Annotated in this window: 13 protein-coding genes, 1 tRNA gene and 4 other RNA genes; 6 read left to right on the top strand and 12 right to left on the bottom strand. The window is 52.8% G+C overall.

Features of this window, described 5'->3' with window-relative positions; translation table 11 throughout:
• Positions 1-3: 3 nt before the first annotated feature.
• From pncA to sppA, 3 genes are all read right to left on the bottom strand, one after another.
• On the bottom strand, positions 4-639 hold the full coding sequence (pncA, locus tag ACL2XJ_RS22925; protein ID WP_413724585.1) for a bifunctional nicotinamidase/pyrazinamidase: 636 nt from the start codon (positions 637-639) through the stop codon (positions 4-6).
• Positions 636-1,670 (bottom strand): asparaginase, encoded by a 1,035-nt coding sequence (gene ansA, locus ACL2XJ_RS22920; protein ID WP_203521254.1) that lies wholly within the window; start codon positions 1,668-1,670, stop codon positions 636-638. Before ansA ends, pncA begins: the two co-directional genes overlap by 4 nt.
• Positions 1,671-1,851: 181 nt before the next feature.
• Complete coding sequence (gene sppA / locus ACL2XJ_RS22915) at positions 1,852-3,702, bottom strand: signal peptide peptidase SppA (RefSeq protein ID WP_413724584.1); 1,851 nt, start codon at positions 3,700-3,702, stop codon at positions 1,852-1,854.
• A gap of 249 nt (positions 3,703-3,951) precedes the next feature.
• Here sppA and ACL2XJ_RS22910 point away from each other — a divergent pair, with 249 nt between their 5' ends.
• Both ACL2XJ_RS22910 and ACL2XJ_RS22905 read left to right on the top strand, forming a co-directional pair.
• The gene (locus ACL2XJ_RS22910) at positions 3,952-4,503 is read left to right on the top strand and encodes an NAD(P)H nitroreductase (RefSeq protein ID WP_132921368.1); all 552 of its coding nucleotides are present in this window, start codon (positions 3,952-3,954) and stop codon (positions 4,501-4,503) included.
• Between the two features lie 48 nt (positions 4,504-4,551).
• Positions 4,552-6,483 (top strand): DNA topoisomerase III, encoded by a 1,932-nt coding sequence (locus tag ACL2XJ_RS22905; RefSeq protein WP_132921369.1) that lies wholly within the window; start codon positions 4,552-4,554, stop codon positions 6,481-6,483.
• 207 nt (positions 6,484-6,690) lie between these two features.
• On the opposite strand, the gene xthA is transcribed toward ACL2XJ_RS22905, so the two are convergent.
• The 8 genes from xthA to ACL2XJ_RS22865 form a co-directional block, all read right to left on the bottom strand.
• Positions 6,691-7,497, bottom strand: coding sequence for an exodeoxyribonuclease III (gene xthA / locus ACL2XJ_RS22900; protein ID WP_413724583.1), 807 nt, complete (start codon positions 7,495-7,497; stop codon positions 6,691-6,693).
• Between the two features lie 27 nt (positions 7,498-7,524).
• Positions 7,525-7,640, bottom strand: a non-coding RNA gene (locus tag ACL2XJ_RS22895) — RtT sRNA.
• A 43-nt stretch (positions 7,641-7,683) separates the two neighbouring features.
• Positions 7,684-7,815, bottom strand: a non-coding RNA gene (locus ACL2XJ_RS22890) — RtT sRNA.
• A 43-nt stretch (positions 7,816-7,858) separates the two neighbouring features.
• Positions 7,859-7,990, bottom strand: a non-coding RNA gene (locus ACL2XJ_RS22885) — RtT sRNA.
• A 43-nt stretch (positions 7,991-8,033) separates the two neighbouring features.
• A non-coding RNA gene (locus ACL2XJ_RS22880) (RtT sRNA) lies at positions 8,034-8,165 on the bottom strand.
• 43 nt (positions 8,166-8,208) lie between these two features.
• Positions 8,209-8,293: transfer RNA gene (locus ACL2XJ_RS22875), tRNA-Tyr, on the bottom strand.
• A 188-nt stretch (positions 8,294-8,481) separates the two neighbouring features.
• On the bottom strand, positions 8,482-9,330 hold the full coding sequence (purU, locus tag ACL2XJ_RS22870) for a formyltetrahydrofolate deformylase (protein ID WP_413724582.1): 849 nt from the start codon (positions 9,328-9,330) through the stop codon (positions 8,482-8,484).
• 68 nt (positions 9,331-9,398) lie between these two features.
• On the bottom strand, positions 9,399-9,863 hold the full coding sequence (locus ACL2XJ_RS22865; RefSeq protein ID WP_413724581.1) for a YchJ family protein: 465 nt from the start codon (positions 9,861-9,863) through the stop codon (positions 9,399-9,401).
• A gap of 458 nt (positions 9,864-10,321) precedes the next feature.
• Here ACL2XJ_RS22865 and rssB point away from each other — a divergent pair, with 458 nt between their 5' ends.
• From rssB to ACL2XJ_RS22845, 4 genes are all read left to right on the top strand, one after another.
• Positions 10,322-11,335, top strand: coding sequence for a two-component system response regulator RssB (rssB, locus tag ACL2XJ_RS22860; RefSeq protein ID WP_132921373.1), 1,014 nt, complete (start codon positions 10,322-10,324; stop codon positions 11,333-11,335).
• A 211-nt stretch (positions 11,336-11,546) separates the two neighbouring features.
• Positions 11,547-12,455, top strand: coding sequence for a UTP--glucose-1-phosphate uridylyltransferase GalU (gene galU / locus ACL2XJ_RS22855; RefSeq protein ID WP_132921374.1), 909 nt, complete (start codon positions 11,547-11,549; stop codon positions 12,453-12,455).
• Between the two features lie 46 nt (positions 12,456-12,501).
• The gene (locus tag ACL2XJ_RS22850; RefSeq protein ID WP_132921375.1) at positions 12,502-13,845 is read left to right on the top strand and encodes a UDP-glucose dehydrogenase family protein; all 1,344 of its coding nucleotides are present in this window, start codon (positions 12,502-12,504) and stop codon (positions 13,843-13,845) included.
• A gap of 7 nt (positions 13,846-13,852) precedes the next feature.
• Positions 13,853-14,860 (top strand): NAD-dependent epimerase, encoded by a 1,008-nt coding sequence (locus ACL2XJ_RS22845; protein ID WP_413724580.1) that lies wholly within the window; start codon positions 13,853-13,855, stop codon positions 14,858-14,860.
• A gap of 305 nt (positions 14,861-15,165) precedes the next feature.
• On the opposite strand, the gene hns is transcribed toward ACL2XJ_RS22845, so the two are convergent.
• Positions 15,166-15,573, bottom strand: a complete 408-nt coding sequence (hns, locus tag ACL2XJ_RS22840) for a histone-like nucleoid-structuring protein H-NS (protein ID WP_132921376.1) — start codon at positions 15,571-15,573, stop codon at positions 15,166-15,168.
• Positions 15,574-15,640 lie beyond the last annotated feature (67 nt).

Genomic DNA, 15,640 nt, shown 5'->3' with positions numbered 1-15,640 from the left:
CCTTCAGCATCCGGCGGTGAACTCTGCCAGGGTGATAAGTCCCGCTCCGAGGCGCTGCATCTCTTCCAATGCCCTGGCGCTGTCGCCGGGATGAAGGTCCACGCCCCTGCAGCCGTCTAAGATAACATCCACGGCGTAGCCCAGCGAGAGGGCGTCCAGCACGGTATAATTCACGCAATAATCCGTCGCCAGGCCCATGATGGAGAGGCTATGGATTCCTTGGGCCTGCAGATAGGCGTGCAGCTCGGTTTGGGCTCGATGACCGTTATCGTAAAAAGCGCTGTAGCTGTCGATGCCGGCCTGACGGCCTTTATAGATGCGGCGGCGGATGCCTTCTGCATCCAGTTCGGGATGCAACTGCGCCCCGGTGGTATCCTGTACGCAATGCACCGGCCACCATACCTGGGACAGACCATCCAGCAGCCCGATTTCACCCACCCGTCCGCCGGAGTTCACGGCAAAGCTGCCGTGATTTGACGGATGCCAGTCCAGTGATGCCACGACCGGTATGTCTTCCCGGCGGCAGAACGCTATGGCTCGATTCGCCACCGCAATGACTTTATCGCCATCGGTAACCGCCAGAGCGCCGCCCGGGCAAAAGTCATTTTGCAAATCAATCAGCAGCAAAGCCTGTTTCATGCTGTTTCTCCGCTTATATCATCGCCGGTCAGCTCGCCGCGCAAATCCTGTTGCATGATGTGCCGTATCTCATCGGCCGGGAGCGATTGGCTGAGCAAATAGTGCAGTTTGGTCAGCGCCGCTTCAACCGTCATATCGAAGCCGCTGATAACGCCCGATCGCGCCAGAGCGTTGCCGGTGGCATAGCCGCCCATATTCACCCGGCCGGAGAAGCACTGGGTGAGATTCACCACGACGCTGCCGCGCGCTACCGCCTGCCGCAGCTCATCCAGCAACGCCGGATGCTGTGGCGCGTTGCCGACGCCATAGGATCGCAGAATCAATGCTTTTACCGGCTGTCGCAGGAAATTGCCCACCACATCGGCGGAAATGCCCGGATAGAGCGTCACCACACCCACCGGCTGGGGGGTGATGGGATGAAGAATCAGTTCGGCGCCGGGGCGGTGGGGCAGCGGCGGCGCCACGGGACGAATATGGATGCCCGCTTCCAACAGCGGCGGCAGGTTGGGGGAGGCGAAGGCGTCAAAACCATCCGCATGGGCTTTGGTGGTACGGTTGCCGCGAAACAGCTTGTTGTTGAAAAACAGGCTGACCTCGTTTACCGGATAATGGGCCGCCAGGTATAGCGCGTTGAGCAAATTGGTCTGGCCGTCTGAGCGCAGCGCCTCCAGGGGGATCTGGGATCCGGTGACAATGACCGGCTTGGCCAGGTTTTCCAGCATAAACGACAGCGCCGAGGCGGTGAAGGCCATGGTGTCGGTGCCGTGCAGGATGACAAAACCGTCATAGTTCTCATAGTGTTCCGCCACGTCCTGGGCGATATGCTGCCAGTCGTTTGGCGTCATATCGGAGGAATCAATCAGCGGGGCGTATTCATGAACGGTAAAATCGGGCATTTCCGGGCGATAGAATTCCGGCATCAACGCCAACTGGCGCTGCAAATGGCCCGATACCGGTATATAGCCGTTATCAGAGCGCTGCATGCCGATGGTACCGCCGGTATAGGCGACATAAATGGATTTTTTTTGCATGGGGAAAGGCACGGCCTCTCACGGGGCGATATACCCGTCATCTTTCACCTTGCAGGTGCGTTGGCTTACCTGCAAGGTGAATTATTTAGTGTATAGCCTCAATTATACGGCCACGGAGCAATAACACCAGCCCCATGGCCTAGGGTGCCGGCGGCATTGACGGGCCGCCGGCGATGACCGCTTATTGAATGTCGCCGCAAGACAGGCAATAGGCATAACGGTTTTGCGGATCGTTCAGGTTGGTGAGCAAACCCGGCTGGGCGGAAAACAGTGCGGCTATCTGGCCGGACGGCGCGGGCAGCCAGGCCTGGATGGTCGCCGGGAGACGGGCGTAAATCGAAGCGCTGGTTTGCGATAACACCAGGTCAATAAGGCTGGGCTCTTCGATATACCAATTGAGGTGATATTGCTTCAATTTGGCCAATTCGGCGGCTTTCGCCACGGCATCGTCGAAATCCCCCAGTTGATCCACCAGTCCGTTGGTTTTGGCATCGCTACCGATCCAGACATGCCCTTGGGCGATTTTGTCCACCTCTTCCGGCGTCTTGTTGCGGGCTTTACCCACCAGGGTGATAAAGTTTTTATAACCGTTCTCGATGTTCAGCTGCATCATTTGTGAGAACTCCGGCGGAAGGGCTTTGGTAACTGACAAATCCGCCAACGGCGAGGTGGACACCCCGTCGGTATGCACGCCGATGCTGCCCAGCGTATCTTCGAAGGTATTGATGACGCCGAAAATACCAATGGAGCCGGTAAGCGTGCTGGGGGCGGCAATGATGTAATTGGCCGGGGTGGAAATCCAATACCCCCCCGAAGCGGCCATGCCGCCCATGGACACCACAACCGGCTTGCCGGATTCACGGGCCGCTTCCAGTTCCGAACGTATCAGTTCCGAGGCGCTGACGCTGCCGCCGGGGCTGTTGATGCGAAATACAATAGCCTTGATGTGTGGATCGAGCCGGGCATCGCGAATCTGACCGGCGGTGGTATCGCCGCCCACCGACCCGGGGGTTTCCGGTCCGTCGATAATGGCGCCGTCGGCAAAAATAACCGCGATCTGTTCGCCTTTTTCCGATGGCTTCTGCATCTGATAATCATACATGCTGACGGCATTTATGGCCTTTTTCTGCTTGTTCCATCCGAAGGTCTTGGTTAGCTCGGTTTCGATGGCATAACGGGACGCCACGGTATCCACCCATTTATTGTGCAGGGCAAACTGGGCGGTATCCCCGTCGACGGCTTTCAGATCCGCCAGCATCGCCGGCGCGCCGGGGAACAGCTGCTGTGGCGTAATCTGCCGGTTGGCGGCGACGGTATCGAGATAATGCGCCCATATCTGGCCCAGCCAACGGCTATCCGCATCTCGGGCCGCCGGCGACATGTCGTCGCGCAGGAAAGGTTCCACCGCTGATTTATAGGTGCCCACGCGGAAAATATGCGTGTTAACCTTTAATTTATCCAGCAGGCTTTTGTAGTAGAGATTATTGGTGGCCAGTCCGTGTAGATCCACCGCGCCCTGCGGCGTCAGATAGATTTTATTGGCGAAACTGGCCAAAAAGTATTGTGACTGATTGTAGCTGTCCCCCACGGCAAAAATGGGCTTGCCGCTGTCGCGGAACTCACGCAGCGCCTTGCCGATATATTGCAGCGAAGTGGGGTCCGCCCCGGCGAAATCCTTCAAGGAAAGCACCAGGCCGGTAATGTTCTGATCTTCTTTGGCCGCCCGCAGCAGATTCACCAGATCAAACAGGGAATTCTCTTGCAAACGGTTACTGGAAGCGCCTAATAGTTCACGGCCAATCTGGCGGAATTTATTGTTCATCGAGGGTTTTTCAACCACCACGCCGGTGAGATCCACCAGCAGCGCGCCTTTGCCCGGTTCCGGCGCGGATCGGTGCACCTGCAGGTAGATACCGACGCAGATGACGATGATAAAAATCAGAAAAAGGTTAAGGATAAATTCGCGGATAAAATTCAACAAACGCCAGGCCCAACGAAACGGGCTGGATATTATTCGCCACAATGTGCGCATGTGCTCTCCATAAAACAACCTAGTGCAGGATTCGTATTGTAAAATTTAACCATGGCGCCGGCGATCAACGCGTGAACGGGTCATTATTCGCTCATAATGGCGATATCGGTTCATTGTCAGGTATCCTAAAGATCCGCCCGCTAAATGTCAGCATGAAAAAAGATAAAAATTCGGTTTAAAAGCGTCATGCTGTTACCGTCGGCGGCCGTATGTTAACGTTATAAGCATGAATAACATCGGGAGTAAGTAATGGATGCATTAGAACTTTTGCTAAATCGCCGTTCCGCATCTCGGCTGGCTGAACCTGCCCCCGCAGGCACCGTACTGGATAATATCATCCGTGCCGGTATGCGTGCGCCGGATCATGGCACATTGCAGCCCTGGCGTTTTGTCATTATCGAAGGCGAAGGCCGCACGCGGCTGAGCGAACTGCTGTATCAGTCCGCCCTAGGCGCGAAAATGGATGAAAAGGGCGTCGAAAAAGCCAGGCAAGCGCCTTTCAGGGCCCCGCTGATTATAGCGGTTTTGGCCTGGTGCGATACCCAAACCAAGGTCCCCCGCTGGGAACAGGTGGTCTCCGCCGGCTGCGCGGTGCAAGCGATGCAGATGGCGGCATTGGCCCAGGGCTTCAACGGTATCTGGCGCACCGGCCTATGGGCGACCCAGCCGGATGTTAAAGCGGCTTTCGGCTGTCGCGAGCAGGATGAAATCGTCGGATTTCTTTATCTAGGCACGCCGCAGCTGAAGGCATCCACCACCATATTACCTCCTGAAACCGAGCCTTTTGTCCGTCATTTCTGACCCGGAGAGCGTAAAATTTTCAGTAACAATTTCTTTCCAGGGTGAGAAATGCAGCTTTTTATCGCTGAAAAACCAAGTTTGGCGCGGGCCATCGCCGACGTGCTGCCGCAGCCCCATCGCCGGGGCGACGGGTTCATCGCCTGCGGCCAGGAACATATGGTGACCTGGTGTATCGGACATTTGCTGGAACAGGCCCAGCCCGACGCCTATGACGGACGCTATGCCCGCTGGTCCCTGGCGGATTTGCCCATTGTGCCGGACAAATGGCAGCTACAGCCCCGTCCCTCGGTATTGAAACAGTTGAATGTGGTCAAACGGCTGCTGGCCGGGGCGTCGGAAGTCATTCATGCCGGCGACCCCGATCGCGAAGGGCAATTGCTGGTGGATGAGGTGCTGGATTATCTGGCGCTGGACGATGAAAAGCGCCGTAACGCCAAACGTTGCCTGGTGAACGATCTTAATCCGGCGGCGGTAAGCAAAGCGGTAAGCCGCCTGCGGGAAAACCGGGAATTTGTGCCGTTATGCGTATCGGCCCTGGCGCGCGCCAGGGCCGACTGGTTGTACGGTATCAATATGACCCGCGCCTATACTCTGCTGGGCCGCAACGCCGGCTACCAGGGAGTGCTGTCCGTCGGACGGGTACAAACGCCGGTACTGGGGCTGGTGGTCCGCCGCGATGAGGAAATCGAAAATTTTGTGCCGAAGACCTTTTTTGAAGTCAAAGCACATATTGTGACACCGTCACAGGAACGGTTCATCGCGCTCTGGGTGCCGAGTGAAGCCTGCGAATCCTATCAGGACGAGGAGGGGCGGCTGCTCCACCGGCCGCTGGCGGATCATGTGGTATCCCGCATTGCCGGACAACCGGCCGTCGTTACGCTCTTTGCGGATAAACGGGAGTCAGAAACGCCCCCGCTGCCGTTTTCCCTGTCTGTGTTGCAAATCGAAGCGGCAAAACGCCACGGCATGAGCGCACAGCAGGTATTGGATGTGTGCCAGCGGCTCTATGAAACCCACAAATTGATTACCTATCCCCGCTCCGATTGCCGCTATCTGCCGGAAGAGCATTTTTCCGGCCGGCAGGGGGTGCTGAACGCTATCAATGCGCATATGCCGGAGCTGATGGCCCAGGCGACATTGGATACGACGCAAAAAAACCGCTGTTGGGATGATAAAAAGGTGGATGCGCACCATGGCATCATCCCCACCGCGCGCAGTGGCAAAATCGCTCTGAGCGACGATGAGAAAAAAATCTACGCACTGGTCTGCCGTCAATACCTTATGCAGTTTTGCGCCGATGCGGTATTTCGGCGCTGTATCATTAACCTGGACATCGCCGGCGGCAAGTTTGTGGCTAAATCCCGTTTTCTGGCGGATGCCGGTTGGCGTACCCTGCTCGGGGCAAAAGAGCGCGATGAGGAGAACGACGGTACGCCGCTGCCGGTGGTGAAAAAAGGCGATGAATTGTTATGCGAGTCGGGAGAGGTGGTGTCTAGGGAAACGCAGCCGCCCAGGCCCTTCAATGACGCGACTTTATTGTCCGCTATGACCGGTATCGCCCGGTTCGTGCAGGATAAGGAATTGAAGAAAATCCTGCGGGCCACCGATGGGCTGGGTACCGAAGCCACCCGGGCCGGTATCATCGAATTATTGTTCAAGCGGGGATTTTTATATAAAAAGGGCCGTAACATCCTGTCCAGCGAAAGCGGCCGCGGTCTGATTCATGCCTTGCCGGAGAGCGCGGCCAGTCCGGATATGACTGCGCAATGGGAGTCGACCTTAACCAAGATCAGTGAGAAACAGTGCCGCTATCAGGATTTTATGGTGCCGCTGACAGAGACGCTGCGCGGATTGATCCATCAGGTGCGGCAACAGCCGCCGCCCCCGTCGCTGCGCGGGTTACCGGCGACCTCGCCGGCCGGCAAGGACGCCAAGCCCAGGCGGCGGACGCGAAAATCCGGTAAGGGAGCAGCAGAGTAAGTGAAGTATCGGCCTTTGCCAAGGCATATGAGTCATCGTCCATGGGGTCAATTCAGTGAAACTCACTGTGACAGTGTAACGTCAATATGCCGGGAAATCCCTACAGATCCGGCTTATCTCGCCGGTCATCACGCCTGGCCGGCAAAATCCTGCCCTCGAGCTCAATTATCGCGGCCACCACGTTCAGCACCCGCTGATTGGGTCCTCTCACAGGGCAAAATCCACCCAGACAGGCGCATGATCCGAGGGTTTTTCCATGGCGCGTATATCGTAATCAATGCCGGTGGCGAGGCAGGTTTGCGCCAGCGGTATCGAAGCCAGCAGCAGGTCGATGCGCAGACCGCGGTTTTCATCAAAACCACGGGAGCGATAGTCGAACCAGGAGAAGCGATCGCGACAGTCCGGGTTGCGGCTGCGGAAGGTATCCACCAGGCCCCAGTCCAGCAGCCGCGCCATCCACTCCCGCTCTTCCGGCAGGAAAGAGCATTTGCCGGTGCGCAGCCAGCGCTTGCGGCTCTCTTCGCCGATGCCGATATCCAGGTCGGTGGGGCTGATGTTCATATCCCCCATCACCAGGAGCAGTGAATCCCCATGGTGACTCTGCTGGATATAGTCCTGCAAATCCTGGTAAAAACGGGCTTTGGCGGGGAATTTGACCGGATGATCGCGGCTTTCCCCTTGTGGAAAGTAGCCGTTCACCACGGTGAGTATGCCTTTTTCGGTCACGAAGTCGGCCATGATAATGCGCCGCTGCGCGTCGGCATCATCACCGGCAAAACCCCGGCGAATGGCCAGCGGCTGCTCCCGGCATAACAGTGCCACGCCATAATGGCCTTTTTGTCCATGGTAGAACACGTGATAGCCATGTTGCGCCACCTCTTCCAGAGGAAACATATCGTCATGGACCTTGGTTTCCTGCAGGCCGATCACATCAGGCCGATGCTGCTCAATGATCGCGCTTAACTGATGGGGTCTGGCACGCAGTCCATTGATATTAAAGGAGACAAACTTCATTTTTTGCGCCATATCGGGGGATTTCAATGATGGTAGCAGAAAAGCGGCGCCATTCAAACGGCCGGCGCGGACGCGACGTTGTCTCGCGTTGCTCGACTCGAACCTTGGTCGAAGGTTCTCATCCATCCCCCAATGGGGAATATGCTGTATTCGGAGTAGACGGGTTTGTTGGAGATATTCTTTAGATGGTGGTGGGGGAAGGATTACTCGTCACTTCGTTCCTCGCCCTTCGGGCCGTCGCGCGGGCGCGACGTTGTCTCGCGTTGCTCGACTCGAACCTTGGTCGAAGGTTCTCATCCATCCCCCAATGGGGAATATGCTGTGTTCGGAGTAGACGGGTTTGTTGGAGATATTCTTTAGATGGTGGTGGGGGAAGGATTACTCGTCACTTCGTTCCTCGCCCTTCGGGCCGTCGCGCGGGCGCGACGTTGTCTCGCGTTGCTCGACTCGAACCTTGGTCGAAGGTTCTCATCCATCCCCCAATGGGGAATATGGCGTGTTCGGAGTAGACGGGTTTATCGGACACATTCTTTAGATGGTGGTGGGGGAAGGATTACTCGTCACTTCGTTCCTCGCCCTTCGGGCCGTCGCGCGGGCGCGACGTTGTCTCGCGTTGCTCGACTCGAACCTTGGTCGAAGGTTCTCATCCATCCCCCAATGGGGAATATGGCGTGTTCGGAGTAGACGGGTTTATCGGACACATTCTTTAGATGGTGGTGGGGGAAGGATTCGAACCTTCGAAGTCAGTGACGGCAGATTTACAGTCTGCTCCCTTTGGCCGCTCGGGAACCCCACCAGGCCTTGAAACAAATAACGCATCAAGCGGGGCGCATCATATCAAATGAAACGCCGCTGTAAAGAAAAAATAACCGGGAAATTATTCACTTGCCGATTTTTTCGACACGAACCGGAGAAATTCCCTGTTAAGCCGTTTTTTTTAACGGCAAACCGGCCGTAAAGGCGGCGGCCGGACCGTCAATTCATTTAAAAAATAATGGTCCGATTGCCGTAGACAAAGACCCTTTGCGCCAATACGCGGTATAACGCGCGGCTCAAGACATTTTTTTCCACATCCCGCCCGGCGCGCATCATATCTTCCGCGGTGTAGGTATGATCGACATTGATCACGTCCTGGCAGATAATCGGGCCTTCGTCGAGATTATCATTCACGTAATGGGCCGTGGCGCCGATGATTTTAACGCCCCGCTCATAAGCCTGCTGATAGGGGCGTGCGCCGATAAAAGCCGGTAAGAATGAATGGTGGATATTGATTACCCGATTAGGGTAATGACGCACGAAATGCGGCGTCAGAACACGCATGTATTTTGCCAGCACGACATAATCCGGCGCGTAGGCGTCGATTTGCGCCATCATGCGCGCGTCATGCTCTTCGCGGTTAAAACCGTCGTGGCTCACCAGATGGAACGGAATATCGAAACGTTCAACCAGCGTGCGCAGGGTATCGTGATTGCCGATAACCGCGGCGATGTCCATGTCCAGTCCGCCGTAGGCGCTTTTCATCAGCAAATCACCCAGGCAATGCGCTTCCTTGGTGACCAGAACGACTATCCTGCGACGTCCGGCGGGATTGAGTTCCCGTATTGTGCCTTCCGGCAAGACCCGGTCCAAATCGCTCAGCAAGCGCTCATCGTCAAACCGGCCTTCCAATTCGGTGCGCATGAAAAAGCGTTCGCTGCGATGATCAACGTACTCGTCGTTTTGCACGATATTCAATTGATGATTAAAGCAAATGCTGGTGATTTGAGCTATCAGGCCCTTGGCATCCGGGCAAATGGTACGTAATATTTTTCTCTGGATTATTTGCGACTGCATTGACGTGCCAATCCTATACAAACTCATGGAATCCGTTTTAACAAGCGGTCGGATAAAATCCCACCGGGTTATTGCCCGCAACACTTTTTGTATTTTTTACCCGAGCCGCAAGGGCAAGGGGCATTCCTCAGGGGCTGCTGATGTATGCCGTCAATATAATACCAGCGTTCGTTCAATTGAACAAAGCGTGACCGTTCATGAATAAAACCGGGCCGCCGGTTGTGCCGGTCATAAAAAAGGGCGATAAATTCCACATAGGATTCATGGCCGTTTTTACCGGCACGTTCATCTTTAATGGTTAATCCCTTCCACTCTGTGAGGGGAAAATTCGCCGCGATATCGTCTCGCCATTGTTCAGCGCGGCAATCGGGATGCCAGGTTGAGATTAAATAATCAAGATTGTGTAATACATAAGCGGTATAACGGGAGCGCATTAACTGCACCGGCTTAAGCGGAAAGCGGTAACCGTTGATGAACGGCTTGCAGCATTCATCGAAAAGTAAACCGCTGCCGCAGTGACATAAATCTTCCACAAAACTCCCTGGTGATAACGATAGAAATCAGAGGATAATAGACTTTACCCTATGCTTGTATCCCAGTCATCGGCCATCCCGTGCCAACGAGCGTAAATGTTGATTTTGATCATTGCAAAATACGATGCCGTTGTTTTTCCAAACTCCAACTATTTCAAAGGAATGGTAGATTGTCCTTGTCAATGGGGGCGGGAACGGACATCATTTTGCCCGGATAAGATGCATTTTTACCTAATGGCTACTACGCTCCTTACTTAGGCAAGAACGTTTTTTTGCTAAGGTTAGGGTTATCCGACCGGTTGAGAGTAAGGGGTATCAGGACAAAAAAGGACCCTGTGTACGGTTGACAAGTGATTGATTGAATAATGAGTGACAGACTAATCAGCCCCTGACATTTCTTATAAGTAAAAGTGGTGAGACTGAGCCACTATTAAGCTGATTGAAATAAGGGGTCTTTGATGGTAAAGCCATTACAAAACAAACAAATATTAGTGATTGAGGACGAGGCGGTATTCAGATCCGTGCTGGCTCAATTTCTGCAATCGATGGGTGCCGAAGTCCATGAAGCGTCTCATGGCAGGGAAGCGTTGGATATGCTGCCCTCCACGCGTCCCGATCTGGTGATTTGCGACCTGGAAATGCCTGAAATGAACGGGCTGACTTTTGTAGAGCGTTTTCGTGCGTTTGATGCCGCCACTCCGGTGCTGGTGGTATCCGGTACCGATCAGATGACCGATATTGCCAAGGTACTGCGCCTGGGCGTGCAAGACGTTTTGCTCAAGCCCCTTGACGATTTTGGCCGCTTACGGGAAACCGTGCTTGGCTGTCTTTATCCCGACATGTTTACTTCGCAAGTGGATGAAGAAGAACAATTATTCCAGGATTGGGATGCACTGAGCCAACATCCCGGCGCCGCCGCCAAACTACTGAAACAGCTACAGCCGCCGGTACAGCAGAATATTGCCCGTTGCCGGGTTAATTATCGCCAGTTGACCATGGCTGAACAGCCGGGGCTGGTACTGGATATCGCCGCATTGTCCGAGCATGATTTAGCCTTTTATTGCCTGGATGTCACCCGGGCGGAAGAAAAAGGCGTATTGGCGGCCCTACTGCTCCGGGCCTTGTTTAACGGATTGTTGCAGGCGCATATTGCCAACCGTTCGCACCGGTTGCCGGAACTCTCCACCTTGCTAAGACAGGTAAATCAGCTGTTGCGCAAGGCCAATCTGGACGGACAGTTCCCTTTGCTGGTGGGGTATTATCACCGCGGACTCAATAAGTTGATTTTAGTGTCGGCTGGCCTGAACGCTACGCTTACCGCCAATGATCATCAAATCGAACTCAATAGCGGCGTCCCTCTGGGCACAATGAACAATGCCTATCTCAACCAGGTGAGTGAACATTGCACCGAATGGCAATGCCAGGTCTGGGGCGCCGGGGGACGTTTAAGGTTAATGTTATCTACCGATTAAATTCCGGCGGCTGAATGCTGATGCCGGTAATGGGGCTAAGTTCTATCCAATCTATTCTTTTTTCAATATCTTATAAAAATGGGTAATTGTCCTAATTTTTTGTCATATGCCGCCTTACGCCGCCCGCCAACAGTCTAAACTGGTATACTTATCGGGTTTAAAATTAGATAAATGAAATTTTATTATCTTGGCGAAATGAGAGAGGTGGTTGATGTCTGCTATTAATACAAATTTCAAAGTAACAAAAGCGGTAATCCCGGTGGCGGGATTAGGAACACGAATGCTGCCTGCGACCAAAGCCATCCCGAAAGAGATGTTACCGCTGGTTGATAAGCCACTGATTCAATATGTAGTGAATGAGTGTATCGCTGCGGGCATTAATGAAATCATCCTCGTGACCCATTCATCCAAGAATTCCATTGAGAACCATTTCGATACCAGCTTTGAACTTGAAGCGATGCTTGAAAAACGTGTTAAACGGCAATTATTGGCTGAAATCCAGGCGATTTGTCCGCCCCATGTGACTATCATGCAAGTTCGGCAAGGTTTGGCCAAAGGCCTGGGCCATGCGGTTTTATGCGCGCATCCGTTAGTGGGCGACGAACCGGTGGCGGTAATTTTGCCGGATGTGATTATCGACGAATTTGAATCCAATCTGAAAACTGACAATTTAAGCGAAATGCTGTCCCGCTTCGAAGAAACAGGACGCAGCCAGATTATGGTTGAGCCGGTTGTCGATGTGACCAATTACGGCGTAGTGGACTGCCAGGGCAAAGAACTGAAACCGGGTGAAAGCGCGCCTATGGTTAATGTGGTTGAAAAACCTACCGCCGATGAGGCTCCGTCCAATTTAGCCGTAGTGGGTCGTTATGTCTTGTCCGCCGATATTTGGACCCTGTTGGAAAAAACGCCTCCGGGAGCGGGCAATGAAATTCAGCTCACTGACGCCATCGCTTTGCTGATGGAAAAAGAAACCGTTGAAGCTTACCACCTTAAAGGCATTAGCCATGATTGCGGTAATAAATTGGGCTATATGGAAGCTTTCGTTGAATATGGTATCCGTCATGAAACTCTCGGAAAAGAATTTTCACAATGGCTCAAAGAAACCATTGTAGATTAATACACTTAAAAATTTTCAGGGTTAAATTTCAACCAGGATATTCAACATGAAAGTGACTGTTTTTGGTATCGGCTATGTTGGTTTGGTGCAAGCGGCTGTTTTGGCGGAAGTCGGTCATGATGTTCTTTGTGTGGATGTCGACGAACAAAAAGTGGAAAACCTGAAAAAAGGGAATATCCCGATTTTTGAGCCTGGTTTGACACCTTTGGTGCAGCAGAATTATGAGTCCGGTCGACTGAAGTTCACCACTGATGCCGAAGCCGGCGTCAGGCACGGCGTAATGCAGTTTATCGCGGTGGGCACTCCCCCCGACGAAGACGGTTCGGCGGATCTGAAATATGTCACGGCGGTGGCGCGGACGATTGCCCAATATATGGACGATCATAAAGTCGTGCTGGATAAATCCACCGTGCCGGTGGGGACCGCAGATAAAGTTCGCGCCGTTATGCAAGAGACCCTGCATGCCCGCAAGAGCACGCTGACATTCGATGTTGTATCAAACCCTGAATTCCTGAAAGAGGGCGCCGCGGTCGCCGACTGCATGCGTCCGGAACGTATTGTCGTGGGTACCGACAATGAACAGGTGGTGGAGCTGCTGCGGGAACTGTACGAACCCTTTAACCGCAATCACGACCGGATGATTTTGATGGATATCCGCAGCGCCGAGCTCACCAAATACGCGGCTAACTGCATGCTGGCCACTAAAATCAGCTTTATGAACGAAATTTCCAATCTGGCTGAATTGCTTGGGGCGGATATTGAGAAAGTGCGGCAGGGCATCGGTTCCGATTCCCGTATCGGCTATCACTTTATTTATCCTGGCTGCGGTTATGGCGGCTCCTGTTTCCCCAAAGATGTGCAAGCGCTGATTCGGACTTCCCAGCAAATTGGTTATCAACCGAAATTATTGCAGGCTGTGGAAGATGTAAATTATCAGCAAAAGAGCAAACTGCCGCAGTTCATCAAGCGTCATTTCGGTGAAAATCTGCAGGGTAAGACGTTTGCCTTGTGGGGACTCTCCTTTAAACCCAATACCGATGATATGCGTGAGGCTTCCAGCCGGGTTTTAATGGAAACATTATGGCAGGCCGGCGCGCAAGTGCAGGCATTCGATCCGGAAGCGATGAATGAAACCCAGCGTATTTACGGGCATCGCGGTGATTTAAAATTAATGGGTACCAAAGAATCCGCGTTGCAGGGGGCGGATGCCTTGGTTATCTGTACCGAGTGGCAGAATTTCCGTGCGCCGGATTTCGATATGATCAAGTCCATGTTAACTCAGCCGGTGATTTTTGACGGCCGTAACCTATATGATCCCGAACGTTTGGCTCATCGGGGCATTGTTTATTACGGCATAGGCCGGGGAGCTTCGCTGACTTCCTACAAGTAGAGGTTACATGAAATTTCTGGTAACCGGTGCCGCGGGCTTTATTGGTTTCCATGTCAGCGAGCGTCTGCTCGCTGACGGCCATCAGGTCATTGGTATCGATAATCTTAATAATTATTATGACGTGCGCCTCAAGCAATCTCGTCTTGAGAGATTAAAAGATAAGCAATCCTTTAGTTTTTTTAAACTGGATTTAGCCGATCGGCAGGGGATGGCCGAGCTTTTTGATCAACAGCGGTTTCAACGAGTGATTCATCTGGGCGCTCAGGCGGGAGTCCGTTATTCTTTGGAGAACCCCCTTGCTTACGCGGATTCCAATCTTATCGGCCATTTGAATATCCTGGAAGGGTGTCGTCATACCCAGGTAGGGCATTTACTTTATGCCTCGTCAAGCTCAGTTTATGGCCTGAATCGTAAAATACCATTTTCAACCGACGATTCCGTGGATCATCCGGTGTCGTTATATGCGGCTACGAAAAAGTCTAATGAATTAATGTCACACACTTATTCACATTTGTATCAGCTTCCGACCACTGGATTGCGGTTTTTTACCGTCTATGGTCCATGGGGACGACCTGATATGGCATTATTCAAATTTACCGAGGCAATGCTCGCCGGACATAGCATTGATGTCTATAACCATGGTGAAATGCGCCGCGATTTTACTTATATAGACGATATCGTCGAAGCCATAATTCGTTTACAAAATCTTCCACCGGTAGCGGATACGTCTTGGACGGTTGAGCAGGGATCCCCCGCCACAAGTTCCGCACCCTATCGTGTATATAATATCGGCAATAGCCAGCCGGTTAAATTGATGGAATACATACAGGCGCTGGAAAAAGCGCTGGGCATTACGGCAGTGAAAAATTTAATGCCGATGCAACCAGGTGATGTGCTGGAAACCAGCGCCGATACCGAGGCTTTGTATAACGCTATCGGTTTTAAACCACAAACCGGGATAGACGAGGGAATAGGGCGCTTTGTCCAATGGTATCGGAATTATTACCACCAATAACTAATTGTGACAATGTGAGCCATACAGACGTTAAAAGCGGCCAGAAGGCCGCTTTTAACGTCTGAGGGAACGGCATTACCGCATAGACATCGGCAAAAGGAATCATTGTCCTGCTCACAAATTATACGCTTATTGATTTTTTACGCGCTAATGCACAGGGACGAAACCATTACTGCCACAGAGGAAAGAGTGCAGACATGCCGTTGGCGGAAATTCATCGGATGGTTAAAATTCATCCGGCAGGGAGATAGAAAAACGCCCGCTGAGTATTCAAACGGGCATTTTATAATAAAGGATATAACGGATTACAGCAGGAAATCGTCCAGCGTTTTGCCTTCATCTTCAATAGACTTTTTGATGACAGCAGGTGTACGGCCTTGGCCGGTCCAGGTTTTGCTTTCACCGTTCTCATCGGTATATTGATATTTAGCCGGACGAGCTGCGCGCTTGGTTTTACCAGTAGCTTTTGATGCGCTCATGGTTTGCAGCAATTCATTCGGATCGATACCGTCGGCAATCAGCATTTCACGATATTGCTGTAATTTGCGCGTACGTTCTTCGATTTCAGCCTGTGCCTGGCTGTCTTCCTCGCGGCGCTCATTGACGACTACCTCAAGTTTCTCCAGCATTTCTTCCAGAGTTTCAAGAGTACATTCTCTGGCTTGTGCACGCAGAGTTCGGATGTTGTTAAGAATTTTAAGTGCTTCGCTCATTGTCCTAATCTCGAATAATATAAATGGGGCGTCGGAGTAATAATAGAGCGGTAGTTTCTTTTCTGCA

The sequence above is a fragment of the Sodalis sp. RH16 genome (genome assembly GCF_047324245.1).
Classification (GTDB): Bacteria; Pseudomonadota; Gammaproteobacteria; order Enterobacterales; family Enterobacteriaceae; genus Acerihabitans; species Acerihabitans ligni.
The sequence above is the reverse complement of the archived record's forward strand: the minus strand, read 5'-3'. Positions and strand labels throughout refer to the sequence as shown.

Bases quoted from the DNA above. Each gene is read 5' to 3' on its own strand.
- pncA (WP_413724585.1), bottom strand. From the start codon at position 639: ATGAAACAGGCTTTGCTGCTGATTGATTTGCAAAATGACTTTTGCCCG.
- ACL2XJ_RS22845 (WP_413724580.1), top strand. From the start codon at position 13,853: ATGAAATTTCTGGTAACCGGTGCCGCGGGCTTTATTGGTTTCCATGTC.
- xthA (WP_413724583.1), bottom strand. From the start codon at position 7,497: ATGAAGTTTGTCTCCTTTAATATCAATGGACTGCGTGCCAGACCCCAT.
- ACL2XJ_RS22850 (WP_132921375.1), top strand. From the start codon at position 12,502: ATGAAAGTGACTGTTTTTGGTATCGGCTATGTTGGTTTGGTGCAAGCG.
- ACL2XJ_RS22910 (WP_132921368.1), top strand. From the start codon at position 3,952: ATGGATGCATTAGAACTTTTGCTAAATCGCCGTTCCGCATCTCGGCTG.
- ACL2XJ_RS22905 (WP_132921369.1), top strand. From the start codon at position 4,552: ATGCAGCTTTTTATCGCTGAAAAACCAAGTTTGGCGCGGGCCATCGCC.
- hns (WP_132921376.1), bottom strand. From the start codon at position 15,573: ATGAGCGAAGCACTTAAAATTCTTAACAACATCCGAACTCTGCGTGCA.
- galU (WP_132921374.1), top strand. From the start codon at position 11,547: ATGTCTGCTATTAATACAAATTTCAAAGTAACAAAAGCGGTAATCCCG.
- rssB (WP_132921373.1), top strand. From the start codon at position 10,322: ATGGTAAAGCCATTACAAAACAAACAAATATTAGTGATTGAGGACGAG.
- sppA (WP_413724584.1), bottom strand. From the start codon at position 3,702: ATGCGCACATTGTGGCGAATAATATCCAGCCCGTTTCGTTGGGCCTGG.
- ansA (WP_203521254.1), bottom strand. From the start codon at position 1,670: ATGCAAAAAAAATCCATTTATGTCGCCTATACCGGCGGTACCATCGGC.
- purU (WP_413724582.1), bottom strand. From the start codon at position 9,330: ATGCAGTCGCAAATAATCCAGAGAAAAATATTACGTACCATTTGCCCG.